Origin of the sequence: Fodinicola feengrottensis, assembly GCF_039530045.1 — a bacterium.
GTDB lineage: Bacteria > Actinomycetota > Actinomycetes > Mycobacteriales > HKI-0501 > Fodinicola > Fodinicola feengrottensis.
This window is the reverse complement of sequence record NZ_BAAANY010000021.1, coordinates 34,664-52,316: the sequence shown is the minus strand read 5'-3', so window position 1 is coordinate 52,316 and position 17,653 is coordinate 34,664. Positions and strand designations below refer to the sequence as shown.

Genomic DNA, 17,653 nt, shown 5'->3' with positions numbered 1-17,653 from the left:
TCAGGACATCTCCCGATTCGGCACCGCCACTGTTACCGTGACCCATTGCAGCGCGGAGTTCAGCTTGGAGAGTGCAGCTGGTGGCGACGATCATCGTGCCGGTCGGGTTCGACAACGGCCCCCGGTTCGGACCGGACGGCGGTACGGAGCCCCACTACTACGAAGTCACTGTCGGTAGTCAGTCGGCGGGACTTCCGCGAGATGCCTACCAGGTGTGGTCGACCGCGCACGTCGACGTGCAGGCGCACGCCCGGCTGCAGTTCACCCGCCGCCGGCTGATCGAGCTCTGCGAGGCGTTGGTCGGGCCGGCCGCTGGAACCGTGGTGGAAAGAATGCTCGCGGACGGGTTGCTGGCCGAATTCGAGCCCGGCAGCCGGACCGCACTTGAGTTACTGCGCAACTACAATCTGCATCCCAGCGCCCAGGGGATGGGAAATTCGGCCGAGCGCCCGGAGGTCTTCCGGATCGGCCGAGACGGCAACGTGTTGCTCGAAGTCGTGCCGGACGTCTATTCGTTCTGGTGCGGTGCGTTCACCGGATCCTCGTTGTGGGAGGAAGTCCTGCGGTACGAGAAGGAGCTGCCGCCGGACGCGCCGCTCAACGCCGAGGAACTCGGGCACGTGCTGTCCGCCGCCGTGCCGATGATTGTCTCGTCCCGCTGCGGGTTTCTGGAGCCGGCCGGATGACCGTCCCCACCCGGCATGTCAATCAGGACACCCAGAACGTGCTCCGACAGACCTATCTGATCGGTCCGCGGCGGGCCCTGCACGCCCGCCCCGGCCCGGCCATGTGGCGCAGGGTCGCCGGCCGGCTGGGTGCCTCCAGCGCGGATTTGAAAGCGATCGCTCGTACGTTGCCAGCGACGCTGACTTTCGACGGAATGTCACAGTTCTTCACCGAAATGGTCGGCGGCCGGGTCGGCCACGCGGACTATTTTGGCTTGGTCTCAGCGATGAGCAACCCGGTTCAGGGGTGGCGGAAAATCGCCGACCATCCCGATTCCGACCTTTATCGGCTGGCGTGCTCGTTGGTGTCGGCCGAAGGCGTCACCGAGTTCGCCCGCCCACAGCGGCCGGTGGACGCGCCTGCAGTGCCGGACCGTCTCGCCGAGTCCGATGTGGACTTGCCGACTTTCGGCGCCATGTCTGCCGAACCGCGGCTGACGGACGTTGGCTCCGTCGACCCTGAGACGGCGGACGTACGTCCTGCCGAAGCTGATTTCGTACGTCCCGCCGAAAGCGATTTCGCGGACGTGCGGCCGGCGGCAGCCGAAGTCGCGGACGTGCGGCCGGCGGCCCCCGAGCCGGAGGTCGTGGACGTACGAGTCGAGGCTGAGCCGGTGGTGGCCCCGCCGCGCCGGCGCGGGCGGCATTCGGCCCCAGACGCCGACGAAATCCCGAAAAACCCGGTTCCCAGTGTTCCCGAAAACAGTGTTCCCGAAAACAGTGTTCCCGAGAATATTGTTCCTGCCGAAGTGGTCGCCCAAAGCCAGCCTCCGGTCGAAACTGTCGAGGCACTGGAGCCCACCGCCGGGCCGGCGGAGCCGGTCGTCGCCGTCGATCTCGTAAAAGCGGCCAAGCCGGCGGAAAAAGCCGAGTCCGTTGAAATGGTCGAGCCGGCCGAAGCCGAGCCAGTCGAAACGACAGAGCCAGCCGAAGCCGAGCCGGCGACCGTGGAATCGGAACCGCGGCTGGAAAAAACAGCCGATGCCGCGCGAACCCAGGTGACGGTGGAAAATCCCGAGCACGACACCGTGATAGATGTCGATTTCGCGGACGGCGAGTTGGACCTGCGCGACTACGACCAAGGCCAGGAAGAGGTCACCGGCGCGCACCTGATCGCCAGTTTCGCCCAGCGGGATCGGTTGGTGGACCGACTGGGCGAGCGGGACACCGTCATCAACAAGCTGGTCGACGCGATTGGCAACCGCGATGAGGCGATTGAGCACCGTGACCAGATGATCGGCATGCTGGTCGAGCGGGATCGGCTGATCGAGCGGCTGTTCGCTCGGCTGGACGAGCGGGACGCGGTGATCAACCGGCTGGCCGAGGCGATTGGCAAGCGGGACAAGGCGATCGAACAGCGCGACCAGATGATCACCGTGCTGATCGAGAAGGTCGAGCGGTACGCCCAACCGGAGCCGGCGGTTCGGCCGGGGACACCCGAGCCGGCGCGTACGGACCGCCCGCTTGCCCACCACGGCGGCCAGCACACGGTGTCGCACCCGATGTCGTCCCAACCAGTGGACACCGTCGAGGTGCCGCCGCGGACCACCGCCGAGCCCTTCCCGAGCCGGACCGTGCGCGGTGGGCTGCCCGGGATCGGGGCCCGTCCAGCGGCCGCGCTCAGTCACCGTTCGCGCTTGCAGGGCGCCGCCGAAAACGGCTTTGACCAGCGCGTACTCTCCGCCGCCGAGCTGGCCCAGGTGCCGCTGGGAGTGGTCCGCCGACCGGCCCCTGGTGAGCCGGGGGCTCCCGCCGTGGTGCCCGCGCGGGTATCGTCGCAGCGGCCGCCGGACGCGAGACCTTAGTCACAGCTGAGGACTCCGGGCCGGAGGTGGCGGGAAGGATCGGCGCCAACCGCGTGTTGGAGAGTGCTATGAGCCTGGCTGGAGCGATCACCCTCGGCGTCGTCCTCGTCGTCGGGGTCATTGGCGGTGCGCTCTGGCGGCGGCGGCAGGGGCAGGTGCGCGTACGAACGCAGGCACCGGTGCCGGAGCCGGCGATCGCTCGCGACTTGTTGGCCCGGGCTGGCGCCGAGCCCGTCGCCGATGTCGATCTCACTCTTTTGCAGGTGTCGTCCACTTTTTGCGCGCCGTGTCGCAGCACTCGTACGCTGCTCGCCCACATTTCCGCGGACGAGCCGCGGGTCCGGCACGTGGATGTCGACGTGGCCGACCACCTGGAGTTGGTGCGGGCCTTCAACGTGCTCAGCACGCCCACCACGGTGTTGCTCGGACCGGCCGGCCAGGAGCTTGGCCGGGCCGTCGGGGTGCCGCGGAAAGACCAGGTCATGGCTGCGATCAGTGCCGCCACCGGCGGGTCGCCAGCCGCTGCGCAGCGGTGATTACGCTGCGTTCGGACAGGTCCACATCACCCGGGTTTGCTGGTACGCTCGGCAGCACTATGGACGCGGCGGTCAATCCCAACCTGACGTGCTCAGCACTTTTCCCGGTGCTGACGCGGCGGCGTGCGGTCGACAACTGCCGCGTGTCCACCTGCCTGTGTCCGGGCTGCTGACGGCGCTGCGCCCGAAGTAAGCCCGCGCGTCCCGTTATCGCGGCCTGCCTTCAGTTTTTGCGTCTCGTAGCGCCTTTCACGCACCTCATCCCTTTGTTTGTCAGGAGCGTCAGGCATGTCCGAACCCGTTCAGTCCCCAGGAATTGACCCACGTGGTCCACGGTTCGCCGCCTGGATCACCACGGTCGTGCTGGCCGTCGTGCTGCTGACCAGCAGCGGCTGGCTGTTGGCCGTACAAGCGGTAATTTTCGCGGTCGGGGCCTTTGTTGGCCTCAAATACGCGCCTTACGGCTTCCTTTATCGCACCTTTTTGAGGGCTCCGGTCAACCGCAGGTGGGGTCCGCCGTCCGAGCTTGAAGCGGAGGCACCGCCGCGGTTCGCGCAGGGCGTCGGGTTTGCCTTCGCGGTCGTCGGGGCGGTCGGCTATCTGTCCGGCGGCTGGGTTGTCGGGCTGATCGCCACCGCTTTCGCTTTCATCGCGGCATTTCTCAACGCGGCCTTCGGCTACTGCCTCGGCTGCCAGGTTTACCTTCTCATCCAGCGTTTCGTGAAACGGTCCACATCTGACAAGGGAGTGACAGCATGAGTCGTGACGACGTACTCGTCTCCGCCGAATGGGTGGAGAAGAACGCCGACAGCGACGGAGTCGTGCTCGTCGAGGTTGACGAGGACACCACCGCGTTCGACGGCGGCCACATCGCCGGTGCGATCAAGCTGGACTGGAAGAAGGACCTGCAGGACCAGGTCCGCCGCGACTTCGTGAACAAGGAGCAGTTCGAGAAGCTCCTGTCCGAGCGCGGAGTGTCCAATGAGGACACCGTGATTTTGTACGGTGGCAACAACAACTGGTTCGCCGCGTACGCGTACTGGTATTTCAAGCTGTACGGGCACGACGCGGTGAAGCTGCTCGATGGCGGCCGCAAGAAGTGGGAGCTGGACGGCCGTCCGCTGTCCACCGACCCGGCTGACCGCAAGGCCACCACCTACTCGGCGAATGAGCCGAACACCGCGATTCGCGCCTTCCGCGACGAGGTGGTCGACGCGATCGGCACGAAGAACCTGGTCGACGTGCGGTCGCCCGACGAGTTCTCCGGCAAGCTGCTGGCGCCGGCGCACCTGCCGCAGGAAGTCGCTCAGCGCGGCGGCCACATTCCCGGTGCGATCAACGTTCCGTGGAGCAAGGCGGCCAACGAGGACGGCACCTTCCGCAAGGACACCGAGCTGGCCGAGCTTTACAAGGAAGCCGGTTTGGACGACAGCAAGGAAACCATCGCGTACTGCCGGATCGGTGAGCGCTCCAGCCACACCTGGTTCGTGCTGCACGAGCTGCTCGGCGACGAGTCGGTGAAGAACTACGACGGTTCCTGGACCGAATACGGTTCGCTGGTCGGCGTGCCGATCGAGCTCGGCGACGGGTCGAAGGCATGAGCGCCCCGTTGACCGGCGACGGCTGCGGCGCTCCCGTCCAGGGACAGTCGCTGGCCGGCATCGACGTGGACAAGGAAACCGTCATCCAGGGCGTCGTGACCGCCGGCGGCACTCCAGTGCCGCAGGCGTACGTACGGCTGCTGGACGCCAGTGGTGAGTTCACCGCTGAGGTCCAGGCATCGCCGGCCGGCGAGTTCCGGTTCTTTGCCCGGCCGGGCCAGTGGGTCGTGCGGGCGCTGTCCCGCAGTGGCAACGGCGAGGCCACCGTCACCGCCGCCATCGGCGTGAATGAGACGCCGCTGGCGGTCGCCAGCTAGTTTTCCCTGAAAAAGGCCCTCTTGCCCGCACAGCTGCGGGTAGGAGGGCCTTTTCGTTATCTACCAAGTGTTACCAGGGCAGTGTTTCCCAAGGGCAGTGTCTACCAAGGGACGGGGCCGTTGTCGTCGAAGAAGCCACCGGTCGGACCGTCATCATCCAAAGTGGACAGTTTGACGATGACGGCCGCGCCGTCGGCCGCGGTACGGGCGATGACCCGACCCATTTCCTTGAAGGGCTTGGCGAAATCGGTGTCACAGGCGCCCGGTGCGGCCGCGTTGACCAGAATTCCATCGACCCGCAGATCTTTCGCGTATTGCACAGTGAGTGCGTTCAATGCCGTTTTTGAGACTGGGTAAGCGGATCCGGCCTGCATTTTCGCGAAGTAATGGTCGGGGTCGGTCATCCAACCGAGCGAACCGGTGCCGCTGGAAACGTTGACGATCCGGCCATGCGCGGATTTGCGGAGCAGGGGGAGCATCGCGTTGGTGACTGCGATGACGCCGAAAAGGTTGGTCTCGAAGATCTCCCGTACGGATTTCAGGTCGGCGGTGTGCGGTGGATGGCCAGGGCCGTCGGAAATGCCGGCATTGTTGACGAGCACGTCCAGCTGGCCGTGGCGCTGCTCTACGGCCACCGCGGCAGCGTCGATGCTGGCCTGGTCAGTCACATCCAGCCGTACGCCAGCAGGCCCGCCGGCCCGGGTCGCCGCGATGACGGTGTGGCCGAGGGCGGTGAGCTGGGCGGCGACCTCGCGGCCAATGCCCCGGCTTGCTCCAGTGACGAGTGCGATCATGTGTCGAGCCTGCCGCTGCCGACCGGTCCGGCGCTAACACCGATCCGGTCATGAGCGATACCGTACGGGTATGGAGCGGTTGGAGACCCGGGAGCTGGGCTATTTCGTGGCCGTCGCGCAGGAGCTGCATTTCGGCCGGGCGGCCGGCCGGCTGGGCATCGCGCAGCCGCCGTTGTCCCGCGCGATCCAGCGGCTGGAACGAAAACTCGGCGTGCGGCTGTTCACTCGTACCAGCCAGCGGGTCGCGCTGACCGAAGCCGGTGAGGTATTGCTGCATGAGGCGCAGAGGGTGCTGGCAGCCGCCGACGCGGCCGCGAGTCGTACCCAACGGGCCGGGAAGCGCTCCGAGAATTTCGTGGTGGCCATGAAGCCGGGCATCGACCACGGTCTGTTGCCAGCGATCCTGTCCGCCTTCGCGGCGGATCCGGCCGGACTGCCCGTCGACATCGTGGTGGGTGGCGTGGGGGAGCAGACGCCCATGATTCGGCAGGGCCGCGCGGACGTTGCTTTTGTCCACGAGCACACCGATCTGGCCGGGCTGGACACCGTCGAATTCCTGGTCGAGAGCCAGGTTTTGCTGGTGCCGCAAGGGCATCGGCTGGCCAGGCGCGCGTCCGTACGCATGCGGGACGTGCGCGACGAGCCGCTGCCCTGTTGGCCGGCGGACCGGCCGAACATCCGCGATGTCGGGCAGTTGATGCAACTTGTGGTGCTGGGATTGATTATCGCGGTGCTTCCCGAGACCGTACGCCGGCACCTGCGCGAGGAACTCGTGTGCGTCCCGGTCGAAGATGCCGAGCCGACCCGGGTGATGATCGGCTGGCCGGAGGGCAGTCACTCGCCGGCGGTGGCGGCTTTCGTCGGCCATGCGACCAAACATGCCACCAAACACGCCGACAACATGATCCCACTGATTTAAGGGGCGTGGACGTCCTGAGGGTCTGGTTGGCCGGCCGGTAGGGTTGGCGGCGTGTTGGAGACCATATTCGTGCTGCTGCTGGTCGCCGCGTGCCTCGCGGTCGGCTGGTTCGCGCTGTTCGTGGCGCAGAAGCTCTATCGGGGGGAACGCTGACCACCGCCGAGCCCAACCCGGGCTACCCGTACGAAGAGACCCACGACCTGCGCTCCGGCCCGGACCTGCATGGCGACCTGCTCGGGCTGCTGCCGCTGATCGGGCACTGGCGGGGCACCGGCAAGGGCGGCTACGCCGGCGTCGACGACTTCGACTTCGCGCAGGAGGTCCGGTTCAGTCACGACGGCCGGGCGGTGCTCGCGTACGAGTCGCGGACCTGGATCATCGACCCGGACGGCGTGCCCCTGCGCCCGTACAGCCGCGAGTCGGGCTGGTGGCGGCCGCTGGGCAAGGACGACTTCGAGGTCGTGCTCACTGACCAGGACGGCTTCAGCGAGCTGCTGGTCGGCACGGTCGAGGGCACTCGGTACGAGATGTCGTCCGACGCGGTCCTGCGCAGCTCCACCGCGCGGGATGTGGTCGGCGAACACCGCCTCTACGGCATCGTCGAGCGCGATCTCCTCTACGCCGTCGACCAGGCCGCCAGCGACCAGCCCCTTCGCCCGTACATGTCCGGCCGCCTGGTCCGCCTCTAACTCCCGATGGGCCGATTACCGACTGGTAACATAGCCAGCCTCGACCGGTGAGAGGGAGTGGCCATGCCGCAGTTGGAGCGTGACGGGGACGTGTTCGTCCTCAACCTCGGGGACGGCGAGAACCGGTTCCACCCGGACTGGTTGGCGTCCGTCGAAGCGGCGCTGGACGAGGTCGAGAAGGGCGACGGGCCGCGAGCGCTGGTCACCGCGGCGACCGGGAAGTTCTACTCCAACGGCCTGGATCTGGAGTGGATCGCGGCGCATTTCGAAGAGATCGCGGACCATCTCGGCCGGGTGCACGGGCTTTTCGCGCGGATGCTGGCTTTCCCGGTGCCGACGGTGGCTGCTCTCCAGGGGCACACGTTCGCGGCCGGCGCGATGATCGCGCTGGCGCACGACTTCCGGGTGATGCGGGCCGACCGCGGCTTCTTCTGTCTGCCCGAGGTCGACATTCAGATCCCGTTCACGCCGGGGATGTCCGCGCTGATCCAGAGCCGGCTCACCAAGCAGGTCGCGCACACGGCGATGACCACCGCCCGGCGGTACGGCGGCACTGACGCGTTGTCCGCCGGCATCGTCGACCAGGTGGCCGACGAAGACAAGGTGGTGGAAGCTGCGCTGGAGCTGGCTCGGCCGCTGGCGGCCAAGGCCGGGGCGACGCTCGGGGCGATCAAATCGCAGATGTACGCGCAGACCTTGGCCGTGCTGCGGGAGAAGAACGTCGACTTCTCCGCGCTCGGCGGGTCGTAGACACCCAGCGATTTTCACGAAATCGACGGAAACTCTGAGAAAAGTAGAAACCCTCGGGCCGTTTCGCCGCGACGCGAAAACGTCAGCTGGCGAGCCAACCTGGACAACGGTTGGCAGCCCGAGGGTCCGGTGACTGTCCGATAGTGCCGGCCGCCATCATCAGCGGTCGGTCATCCGATCCTGCTTCGGACGGCGGCTAGCGGACAGCCACCTCACGAGTCCGATACTTATACAAGTTCCGACCACCTCCTTCCTTCGTGTACGGCAAACGCTACGTCGCCTCGGGCCGGCCGGCAAGGGAGTTTTTTCCACTCATGCGCGGAGCGCAAATCCGAGCGCGGTGCCGAGCCGTGCGGTGAGTGCCGGGTCGAAGGGCAGCGCGTTTCCGTCCAGGGTCCGAATACCCGCGACACCGCGTACGCTCGAACACAACCAGGCGCCCTCGGTGTCCAGCAGTTCTTTCGGCGTGATCAGCGCTCTCTTGGCCTGGAATCCGAAGTCTTCGGCGGCTGCCAGCAACTGCCCTGCGGAGGTGCCAGCGAGAATCCCAGTTTCGTTGGGAGTGCTGAAAAGTATGCCGCCGGCCAGCCACACCAGCGACGAGGTCGGCGCTTCCAGCGCATAACCGTCAGACGAGGTCCACAACACGTCGTCCGCGTCGTTGGCCTCCGCCCACCGCAGGGACGCCATGTTCACCGCGTACGACAGCGATTTCACGCCGCCGAGCAGCCACGGCGCGCCCGCTTTGGTGTCGGTCGCGAAGCCGGTGGTGGCGGTCAGTACGCGCACGCCTTCGCGCCGCAGTCGCAGCGACTTGGCCCCGATCGGGTCGACGGTCGCGAAAACCGTCAGCGGTCCGCCCGGCTCCACCCCGCGTGTCACCGATATCCGCAGCGCGCCTTCGCAACCCGCTGGCCACGCCTGATGGGACGCTTCGGCGGCCGCCGCCACCAGTCGCTCCAGCATGTCCCGGGCCGGTGGCGTCAGCTCCATCAGCGTCGCCGAGCGCGCCATCCGGTCCAGATGTGCCGCTATCCCAAACACGACGCCGTCGACCACGTGCATCGTCTCGAAGATCCCATCGCCGCGAAGGACGCCCAGGTCGTCGGCTCTCAGAAGCGGCGCGCTCCGGTCAGCGACTCGTACATGTCCGTCATCGACTGTCAGCAGCAAGGGATCCGGCATACAGCGAGCCTACTGAGCCGACTGTTATCAAGGAGACCAGGACTAGCTGTTTTTGCAGGTCTAAAGGCTGTATAAATCCAGCTACTCCTGGCCTCCTTGATAAACGCGTCCAGGATGGGTGCGTACGATGGAGTCATGGCCAAAGCGGACACCGCACTGGTAGGCGCCCTGCGCGAGCGTGGCCTCCGGATGACCGCCCAGCGCCAGCTGGTCCTGGACGCCGTCAGGGAGCTGGTCCACGCCACCCCCGAGCAGATCCACGCCGAGGTGGCGGGCAAAGCGGCGGGCGTCAACATCACCACGATCTACCGGACTCTGGAGCTGCTGTCCGAGCTCCGGCTGGTCACCCACACGCACCTGACGCATGGCGCGCCGACGTACCACGCGGCTGGTACGCATCAGCATCTGCACCTGGTCTGCCGGGACTGTGAGACGGTCACCGAGCTGCCGGCCAGCACCGTCGACGGGCTGGTCCGCAAGCTCCGCGAGGAGCGCGGTTTCGAGCTGGATGTGGAACATCTCGCTTTGTTCGGGCAGTGCGCGGACTGTGCCGGTCGGCCCTGATTCCGGAGTACGGTTGGACCGTGACTTCAGCCTTGCTGACCCTGCCCGGAGCCGTTGCCGCTGACGGCGTTGACGCTGGTGTGGCGGCCCATTACGGCGACCCGTACAAGGAGCAGCGCGCGCTCCTGGAGAAGGTCGGTGTGGTCGACCGCTCGCACCGGGGCGTCATCGCGGTGCCCGGTGTCGACCGGCTGACCTGGCTGCACAGCCTGACCAGCCAGCACCTGGAGCGGCTCGCGCCCTGGCAGGGCACCGAGGCGTTGGTGTTGTCGCCGCACGGGCACGTCGAGCACCACCTGGGCGTGCTGGACGACGGTGCGACGACCTGGCTGGACGTGGAGCCTGGTACGGCCGCCGCTCTGGTGTCCTATTTGGACTCGATGCGCTTCATGCTGCGGGTGGATCCCACCGATGTCACCGAAAACTGGGCGCTGCTGACGCTGGTCGGCCCGCAACTCGACACTGCTCTCGCGAATATCGGGGTGGTTCTTGAAGATCAGGCAGCCGCGCTGCCAGGCGGCGGCTGGGTTCGCCGCGTCGCCGGTCCTGGGCTGGCCGCGGACCTGCTCGTGCCGCATGCGGATTTGCTTCAAACAGTGCGAAGACTCGATGTCCCGCCGGCGGGCATCTGGGCGTACGAAGCCCTCCGGGTCGCGGATCGGCTGCCTCGGCTCGGCCGCGAAACCGACCACAAGACGATCGTCCAGGAGCCCGGCTGGGTGCCGTCCGCCGTGCACTTGGACAAGGGCTGTTACCGCGGCCAGGAAACGGTCGCGCGGGTGCACAACCTCGGCAAGCCGCCGCGCCGAATGGTGATGCTGCACCTGGACGGCATGGACGAGGACCTGCCGGTCACCGGCGATCCGGTGACGCTCGGCGAGCGCCAGGTCGGCTTCGTCGGCACCGCCGTGCGGCACGTCGAGCTCGGCCAGATCGCGCTCGCGCTGGTACGGCGCAATGTCCCGGTCGACGCCCAGCTGACCATCGGCGACCGCGCGGCCGCCATCGACCCGGACAGCATCCCGGCCGAGAACCCCGCCGATGTCCGCGAGCGCCCACGCGTCACCCGCCTCCCCTCCCGCCCCTGACCCACCACGGAGGGTGAGCGTGGATCCGTACGGGAGGGGGCCCGAGAGCGGGAAGTAGGGTCCCAGGGATGAGTCACACGCACCGGCTTGACCTCGAGGACGCGAGCCTGCGGGAGTGGGACGCGACCGTCCTGCAGTCCGATGCGGAAACCGGGATCGTGTTGGACCGCTCGGCCTTCTATCCCGGTGGCGGCGGCCAGCCGCCGGACCACGGCACACTGCTGTGGGGCGGGGTCCAGACCCGGATCGCCGGCACCCGCAAGGGCGACGAGCTCTACTTGCTGCCAGTCGAGGGCGACCCGCTGCCGCCGGTGGGTACGGCCGTGCGCGGAGCCCTGGAGGACGAGCGCCGCAGCATGCTGATGCGTACGCACTCCGGCCTGCACGTCCTGTGCGGGGTGGTCTTTCGCGACTTCGGCTCGCTGGTGACCGGCGGGAACATGGAGCCGGGCACCGCCAGGATGGATTTCAACCTGCCGGAGATTCCGCCTGGTTTCAAGGAAACCGTGGAGGCCTCGATCAACGCCGAGGTGGCCGCTGACCGGTCGATTGACGTGAAGGTGCTGCCCCGCGACGATGCCTTCGCGATCCCGGACATCATTCGGACGGCCACCAATCTGGTGCCGGCCGGACTCACCGAGGTGCGGATCGTGGACATCGTCGGGCTGGACACCCAGGCCGACGGTGGTACGCACGTGGCCTCGACCAAGGCGATCGGTCGCCTGCAGGTGGCCAAAGTGGAGAGCAAGGGCCGGGGTTTTCGCCGGCTGCGGCTAAAAATCGTCGACTGAGCAGACATTTCTCATAGAGCGGGGAGAACGAGCGGTCGTGCCCAGTTCCGACGTGTTCGACGGCCCGGTGTTGGTCACGATGGAGCGCTCCGGCCGGGTGGAGAGCGCGCATCGCGGCGCGGTCGTGGTGCTCGACGCGTACGGGCAGGAGCTCGCGTCCGCCGGCACCGTGGACGTGCCGATTTTTCCCCGCTCGGCCAACAAACCGCTGCAGGCGACCGGCATGTTGCGGACTGGCCTCGCGGTGACCGGCGAGCAGTTGGCGATGGTGACCGCCAGCCACAGCGGCGAGCCGCAGCACATCCAGCGGATCCTGGAGCTGCTCGCGACCAGCGGCTTTGGCGAGGATGACCTGCGGTGCCCGCCGTCTCTGCCGCTGGGCGAGGCCGCGCAGCGGGAGCTGCTGGCCTCCGGTGGCGGTGAGCGGCGGGCCGCGATGAACTGCTCGGGCAAGCACGCCGGCATGCTCTGCGCGTCCGCCGCGGTCGGCTGGCCGGCTGAGGCGTATTTGGAGCCGGCCAGCCCAGTGCAGCGGCAGATCCGCGAAACTCTGGCGAAGCTGACCGGCCACCAACTGACCGAGCCCGCGGTGGACGGCTGTGGCGCGCCGCTGTGGCCGGTGCCGTTGCGCGGCCTCGCGACCGCATTCCAGCGGCTCGTACACGCTGATGTCGGTACGCCTGAGCGGACCGTCGCCGATGTGATGCGCGACCATCCGTGGTTGATTGGCGGCACCAACCGGGACGTGACCCGGCTGATGTCCGGGATGCACGGCCTGCTGGTGAAAGACGGCGCGGAAGGCGTCCTGGTGGCCGCGATGCCGGCCGTCGGCGCGGTCGCGGTGAAGATCGCCGACGGCTCGCAACGCGCTCGTACGCCCCTGCTGGTGGCGGGTCTGCGGCGGCTGGGGTTAGCAGGCCGTACACTCGACGACCTCGCCGAATCGGCTGTCCTGGGCGGCGGAAGGCCGTTGGGGGCCATTCGTTCGCACTGGTCAGAGACTTGAGTCACAAGTCGACCACCTGTGGTGAGTTTATCGTGACTCGTCTCACCGTCCATCTGCTAGCTGAGCGCTTGCAATTGCTAGCACCCGCCGCTACCTTGGAGACATGCCCGGATTGACCGGTCCACTGAGTGAGCTAGGTGAATTTATCCGCGAACAGCGGGTACGCGCGCAGATCTCGCTCCGTCAGTTGGCCGCCCAGGCGGGCGTGAGCAACCCGTATCTCAGCCAGATCGAGCGCGGGCTTCGAAAACCGAGCGCGGAAGTGCTCCAACAGATCGCGTCCGCCCTGCGGATCTCGACACCGATCATGTATTTGCGGGCCGGCCTGCTGGACGGTCGAGAAGATCAGGGTGTGGCGGAGGCGATCACCGCGGACCCGGTCCTGACGGACCGGCAAAAACAAATACTGATCGAGGTCTACGAGTCTTTCTGTCGCGCCAACGGCGCGGTTAACGGAGAAACTCCGGCCGAATCCCCGGCGGCGAAAATCGTTGCCGAGGTGGAAAGACAGATCTCCCAAGAGTCCGAGAGCACAACCGACGCGAGTGGCGAAAAATAGTCGCCGCCGCAAGGAGGTAATTCGTCATGGCCATCGAGACCAAGACCGAGACCCGTTCCACCACCGACCTGCTGACCGGACCGTTCTACGCGGTCGCCGGCGTCGGCGACCTCGCCGTCGCAGAGCTGCGCAAACTCCCGCAGCTGGCCACCGATCTGCAGAAGCGTTCGCAGGAGCTGGCCGAGCGCACCCGCAACAGCGTCAAGCCCGAAGAGGTTCGCGGCCAGCTCGCCAAGCAGCGCGAGCAGCTGACCAAGCAGTTCGAGGACGCCCAGACCAAGGCCACCAAGACGTACGAGGACCTGGTCAGCCGGGGCCGCAAGACGGTCGACTCGATCCGCAACCAGAAGGCCACCCAGGAGCTGGTGAACCGGGTCGACGCCACCGCGCGGTCCGCCAAGGCCACCGCCACCACCGTGCGCAAGGGTGCCGAGCGCGCCCGTACCAGCGCCAAGGGCACCGTGACCTCGGCCCGCAAGACCGCCGCCGCGGCCGGCAAGGCCGTCGAGGACGGCGCCGAGAAGATCGGCTAGTAGGACCGAAAATGACGGCCCCGGGCAGGTGTCCGGGGCCGCTTTCGTGGGCCGTACGACAACCGTGGATCCGGTGCGTAGGCTTGATCCATGTCACTAGCACCGAAAGTGTGGGGGTAGTCCGGTGTCAAGCCTCGCGGCGATCAACATCGTCGACCCGGTGCAGCTGGTCGTTGGGTGGGCGTTGTTCGCGGTGGTTCTGCTCACCGAGGGCTTCGCGCTGGTGCACTCGATCGCGCAGCGCGCCGAGGCGTACACAGCGGCCGGCAAGCTGACCAAGCCGTCCTGGGTCGGCATCAACCTCGCCGCCATCCTGGTGACCGTGGTGCTCGGGCTGCCGACGGTCAGCATTCTCGGGCTGATCGCGATCATCGCCTCGCTGGTCTATTTGGTGGACGTACGGCCAGCGCTGCGCGAGGTCAGCGAAGGCGGCTCGTCCTCCTGGTAACCGCTTGCTAAGTCCGCAAGGCCATCTCAGGTCCGCCTGAGGTGGCCTTTGTGGTGCCCGGGAGTTGCCGCTCACTCGTACTTGCATAGAGTTTGCAGAAGCAAGTCTCTATAGTTTTCGAGGCGAGGAGCTCTCCAGTGGCGGACTACCAGCTGCCCGACCTGCCGTACGACTACAGCGCATTGGAGCCGCACATCAGCGGCGAGATCATGGAGTTGCACCACAGCAAGCACCATCAGGCGTACGTGAAGGGCGCCAACGACGCGCTGGAGCAGATGGTCGACGCTCGGGAGTCGGGCGCCATCACCACAACGGTCAACCTGCTGCAGAAGAACCTGGCCTTCAACCTGGCCGGGCACGTCAACCACTCGGTGTTCTGGCCGAACATGTCGCCGAACGGCGGCGACAAGCCCGATGGTGAGCTGGGCGCGGCGATCGACGACGCCTTCGGGTCGTTTGACGCGTTCCGTATCCACTTCAGCGCCAGCGCGACCAGCATCCAGGGCTCCGGCTGGGCGATCCTGGCCTGGGACACGCTCGGTCAGAAGCTGATCATCTGTCAGCTCTATGACCACCAGGGCAACCTGCCGGTCGGCATCTACCCGCTGCTGCTGCTGGACATGTGGGAGCACGCGTTCTACCTGCAATATCGCAACGTCAAGCCGGACTACGTCAAGGCCTGGTGGAACATCATCAACTGGCCGGACGTGACCGACCGCTTCAGCGCCGCGCAGGGCGTCAAGCTCGGCTAGCTCGGCTAGCTCGCCGTACGCTTCCCGGCCGGTCGACTGATCCCTTCCGTCGGCCGGCTTCGTGCTGTCCGGAGCCTTCGTGCTTGTCCGGACAGCCTTCGGGGGTGGCCTGATCTGCGCTGTTGCTGGTGTGAACATAGGGGCGTACGACCGATTAGACACATTCGCTACGATTACCACTTGTGGGCGGTTATGTAGTGGTGTTAACTTTTGTCCCGGCGTTACACAACGTCAAAAGGTACGCACTGCGGGTAGGGGCTGATCGGTATGAGCCGGGAATGGTGACGAACGTGTCCCGTCGGGGGCTCCATCCGTAGGTTCACCAGCCGTCGGGCACGCGCGATGTGGGGCTTCGTGCGTAACCGGCGGATGGTGCGGGCCTGAGCGGCGGCACGTACGAACGCCAGGCACCACCCAGTGGCCACCGCTGTCCACGGTCCTGTCCATCCAGCTAGATCGGAGCACAATGAACGTTTGGGTACGCAGATCGGTCCAGACCGCGGTTCTGGCCGGCGGCCTGCTGGCACTGGGCGCCACCGGCGCCTACGCCAGCCACACCGCTCCGGCCACTGACGCGGCGACGGCCCATCATGTGGTCCTCAAGGGCGGCGTCGGCGGCGTGACCTCCGGTGTCGGCAGCATCCTCGGCGGCAACCAGGTCATCACCAACGTCAACGCCCCGGTCAACGTGGCGTGCAACGCGGTCGGTGCGCTCGGCCACGCGCTCGCCCTCTGCCACTCCGGTGGCGGCAGTGGCAGCGGCGCACACTCGACCGGCGGCGTGAGCGCCGGCGGCGCCACCAGCGGCGCGCACAGCGCCGGTGGCGGCAACCAGGTCATCACTGGCGTCAACTCCCCGGTCAACGTCAGTGGCAACGCGGTCGGCAACGCCGTCGCGGGCGGCAAGAAGCACTCCGCCGCTCCGATGACCGCCGGCACCGGCCCGTCCGTCGGCGGCGCGACCTCCGGCGTCGGCAGCATCCTCGGCGGCAACCAGGTCATCACTGGCGTCAACGCTCCGGTGAACGTCAGCGGCAACGCTGTCGGCATCCTCGGCCACGGCATCGCCGGCGGCGGCGCGGCCCCGTCCTCCACCGGCGCCGTGCACGCCGGCGGTGTCACCAACGGTGCGCACAGCATCGGTGGCGGCAACCAGGTCATCACCGGCGTCAACGCTCCGGTGAATGTGACCGGAAACGCCGTGGGCATCCTCGGCACCGGCATCGCCGGGCTGTAGTTATTCGCTAGTTCTTCTCAAGAAGCCCGGCCATCCCGTCCTCCAGACGGGCGCCGGGCTTCTTAGCGTCCCGGGAACTCCGCCGACACCCCGCGTCCCGGTGCCCGTTATATCCCCCGCCCGGCTCAAAATTGTCGTACCCACCCCCAAAAATCACCCCCACCCAGTGACGGGTGGGGGGCGGGTTTGAGGACCGATGTTCAACTAAAAATTAAGGTCCACCTCTCGACCCACCCCCCGCCCGTTCAAAGGGAGGGGGAAAGAAAAACAGACACCTACGACAATTTCGCGCCGTTACGGCTTGTCGCGGCTAAACCAGCCACACAGGTTTCCATCCACACCTCGCCCGCGCGGCGCACGTAGGCCGCCCAGGTTCGCGCGGCGACCGGAGGTCGCCCAGGTTCGTGGCGGTGGGGTGCCCGCTCTTTGGGCGCCCCGGCGACGCGAACCGGATGCGCCGCCGCAGGAACTGCGGCCAGAAACACTGCGGTGGGGTGCCCGCTCTTTGGGCGCCCCGGCGACGCGAACCGGATGCGCCGCCGCAGGAACTGCGGCCAGAAACTCAGCCGGTGCGCAATGCCTCCAGGAGGTGGCTTTCGCCGGTGATCTCCAGTACGTCGAGGGGAATGCGGCCCCAGAGGGCGAGCAGCAGGTCGCTGGCGGTGCCCTTGGCGGCCGCTTGGGCGCCCGGGCCGGGGTCCAGGACGGTGTTGGTGTCCAGGACGGCCAGGGTGGTGCCGCGCAGCCTCAGGACCCAGCGGTCGCCCGTGTCGGTGGCGTTCAGGCGTACGACGCCCTCCGCGTCATCGGGGCCCTTCCGGCGGCCGCTGGGCAGTTGGGTGTCCAGCACCTCGGCGATGCCGTCGACGGACAGGCGCGGGTCCAGCGGGATCGGGATGCCGATCGCGGCTTGCGCGTCCCAGCGGTGGATCGCGGTCTCAAGGGCCATCCGACGGAACCAGAAAGCCGCCACTTTGGGGCCGCCGCCCCAGTTCCACGCCGGTGCCTCGGGGTCGAGATTTTCCAGCGCGGTAATGGTTTGGGCGAGCTGCTCGGCGAAGTAGTCCAGCACCGCCGGGCCGGTCGGCGCGGTCTGTCGCTCGTTGTCCGGTCGACTGGCGGTGCCGCGGACGAAATGCGTGCGCTGGAACTGGTAGACCACGCCCAGATGCCCGACCAGACGCTCGAGGTTCCAGCCAGGGCAGGACCGCACTGGCGCGGCCAGGTTCTCCACTCCGACCGCCGCGCCCAGGGCCGCACCTTCGGCCCGCAGCGCCTCCAGCCAGAACCGCTGGTCGGCGGTGAGGTCGGTCATTGTCATCCTCCTGGAGTGGTCGCGCCCGATGCCGGCACG

Annotated in this window: 21 protein-coding genes; 18 read left to right on the top strand and 3 right to left on the bottom strand. The window is 67.2% G+C overall.

The genetic code is table 11. The features are described from left to right. The first annotated feature begins 80 nt into the window (after positions 1–80). The 6 genes from ABD301_RS27395 to ABD301_RS27370 all read left to right on the top strand — a co-directional run bounded on the left by ABD301_RS27395 (position 81) and on the right by ABD301_RS27370 (position 4,984). On the top strand, positions 81–686 hold the full coding sequence (locus ABD301_RS27395) for a hypothetical protein (RefSeq protein WP_344313292.1): 606 nt from the start codon (positions 81–83) through the stop codon (positions 684–686). Next, the gene (locus ABD301_RS27390) at positions 683–2,530 is read left to right on the top strand and encodes a hypothetical protein (RefSeq protein WP_344313291.1); all 1,848 of its coding nucleotides are present in this window, start codon (positions 683–685) and stop codon (positions 2,528–2,530) included. Before ABD301_RS27395 ends, ABD301_RS27390 begins: the two co-directional genes overlap by 4 nt. Before the next feature lie 68 nt (positions 2,531–2,598). Further along, entirely contained in the window at positions 2,599–3,066 is a 468-nt protein-coding gene (locus ABD301_RS27385; RefSeq protein ID WP_344313290.1) for a thioredoxin family protein, read from the top strand. Between the two features lie 288 nt (positions 3,067–3,354). Continuing rightward, on the top strand, positions 3,355–3,825 hold the full coding sequence (locus ABD301_RS27380) for a DUF4395 domain-containing protein (RefSeq protein WP_163571483.1): 471 nt from the start codon (positions 3,355–3,357) through the stop codon (positions 3,823–3,825). Beyond that, complete coding sequence (locus ABD301_RS27375; protein ID WP_163571484.1) at positions 3,822–4,667, top strand: sulfurtransferase; 846 nt, start codon at positions 3,822–3,824, stop codon at positions 4,665–4,667. Before ABD301_RS27380 ends, ABD301_RS27375 begins: the two co-directional genes overlap by 4 nt. Further along, positions 4,664–4,984 (top strand): DUF1416 domain-containing protein, encoded by a 321-nt coding sequence (locus tag ABD301_RS27370; protein ID WP_163571485.1) that lies wholly within the window; start codon positions 4,664–4,666, stop codon positions 4,982–4,984. The genes ABD301_RS27375 and ABD301_RS27370 overlap by 4 nt, the downstream gene beginning before the upstream one ends. Positions 4,985–5,085: 101 nt before the next feature. Here ABD301_RS27370 and ABD301_RS27365 read toward each other — a convergent pair whose 3' ends face one another. Further along, positions 5,086–5,778 carry an SDR family NAD(P)-dependent oxidoreductase gene (locus tag ABD301_RS27365; protein WP_163571486.1) on the bottom strand — a complete coding sequence of 231 codons (693 nt, stop codon included), beginning with the start codon at positions 5,776–5,778 and terminating at the stop codon, positions 5,086–5,088. Between the two features lie 70 nt (positions 5,779–5,848). Here ABD301_RS27365 and ABD301_RS27360 point away from each other — a divergent pair, with 70 nt between their 5' ends. From ABD301_RS27360 to ABD301_RS27350, 3 genes are all read left to right on the top strand, one after another. Then, entirely contained in the window at positions 5,849–6,697 is an 849-nt protein-coding gene (locus tag ABD301_RS27360; RefSeq protein WP_344313288.1) for a LysR family transcriptional regulator, read from the top strand. Positions 6,698–6,846: 149 nt separating this feature from the next. Then, the gene (locus ABD301_RS27355) at positions 6,847–7,386 is read left to right on the top strand and encodes a heme-binding beta-barrel domain-containing protein (RefSeq protein ID WP_344313341.1); all 540 of its coding nucleotides are present in this window, start codon (positions 6,847–6,849) and stop codon (positions 7,384–7,386) included. 63 nt (positions 7,387–7,449) lie between these two features. Beyond that, complete coding sequence (locus tag ABD301_RS27350) at positions 7,450–8,136, top strand: enoyl-CoA hydratase-related protein (RefSeq protein ID WP_163571488.1); 687 nt, start codon at positions 7,450–7,452, stop codon at positions 8,134–8,136. A gap of 312 nt (positions 8,137–8,448) precedes the next feature. On the opposite strand, the gene ABD301_RS27345 is transcribed toward ABD301_RS27350, so the two are convergent. Further along, positions 8,449–9,321, bottom strand: a complete 873-nt coding sequence (locus tag ABD301_RS27345; RefSeq protein WP_344313286.1) for an aminotransferase class IV — start codon at positions 9,319–9,321, stop codon at positions 8,449–8,451. A 135-nt stretch (positions 9,322–9,456) separates the two neighbouring features. Between ABD301_RS27345 and ABD301_RS27340 the strand changes: the two genes are divergently transcribed. From ABD301_RS27340 to ABD301_RS27300, 9 genes are all read left to right on the top strand, one after another. Further along, the gene (locus ABD301_RS27340) at positions 9,457–9,885 is read left to right on the top strand and encodes a Fur family transcriptional regulator (protein WP_163571492.1); all 429 of its coding nucleotides are present in this window, start codon (positions 9,457–9,459) and stop codon (positions 9,883–9,885) included. Positions 9,886–9,905: 20 nt separating this feature from the next. Continuing rightward, complete coding sequence (gene ygfZ / locus ABD301_RS27335) at positions 9,906–10,973, top strand: CAF17-like 4Fe-4S cluster assembly/insertion protein YgfZ (protein ID WP_344313284.1); 1,068 nt, start codon at positions 9,906–9,908, stop codon at positions 10,971–10,973. A gap of 68 nt (positions 10,974–11,041) precedes the next feature. Next, on the top strand, positions 11,042–11,764 hold the full coding sequence (locus ABD301_RS27330; protein WP_344313283.1) for an alanyl-tRNA editing protein: 723 nt from the start codon (positions 11,042–11,044) through the stop codon (positions 11,762–11,764). A 37-nt stretch (positions 11,765–11,801) separates the two neighbouring features. After that, positions 11,802–12,770 carry an asparaginase gene (locus ABD301_RS27325; protein ID WP_344313282.1) on the top strand — a complete coding sequence of 323 codons (969 nt, stop codon included), beginning with the start codon at positions 11,802–11,804 and terminating at the stop codon, positions 12,768–12,770. Positions 12,771–12,873: 103 nt separating this feature from the next. Beyond that, a complete protein-coding gene (locus ABD301_RS27320) occupies positions 12,874–13,329 on the top strand; it encodes a helix-turn-helix domain-containing protein (protein ID WP_163571494.1) in 456 nt (151 codons plus the stop codon). Between the two features lie 26 nt (positions 13,330–13,355). Continuing rightward, on the top strand, positions 13,356–13,862 hold the full coding sequence (locus tag ABD301_RS27315; protein ID WP_163571496.1) for a hypothetical protein: 507 nt from the start codon (positions 13,356–13,358) through the stop codon (positions 13,860–13,862). 124 nt (positions 13,863–13,986) lie between these two features. Then, the gene (locus ABD301_RS27310; RefSeq protein ID WP_344313280.1) at positions 13,987–14,310 is read left to right on the top strand and encodes a DUF2516 family protein; all 324 of its coding nucleotides are present in this window, start codon (positions 13,987–13,989) and stop codon (positions 14,308–14,310) included. A 137-nt stretch (positions 14,311–14,447) separates the two neighbouring features. Beyond that, positions 14,448–15,062 (top strand): superoxide dismutase, encoded by a 615-nt coding sequence (locus ABD301_RS27305; RefSeq protein ID WP_344313279.1) that lies wholly within the window; start codon positions 14,448–14,450, stop codon positions 15,060–15,062. Between the two features lie 466 nt (positions 15,063–15,528). Further along, positions 15,529–16,299, top strand: coding sequence for a hypothetical protein (locus ABD301_RS27300; protein ID WP_344313278.1), 771 nt, complete (start codon positions 15,529–15,531; stop codon positions 16,297–16,299). Between the two features lie 562 nt (positions 16,300–16,861). Here ABD301_RS27300 and ABD301_RS27295 read toward each other — a convergent pair. Then, complete coding sequence (locus ABD301_RS27295; protein WP_163571500.1) at positions 16,862–17,614, bottom strand: maleylpyruvate isomerase family mycothiol-dependent enzyme; 753 nt, start codon at positions 17,612–17,614, stop codon at positions 16,862–16,864. Positions 17,615–17,653 lie beyond the last annotated feature (39 nt).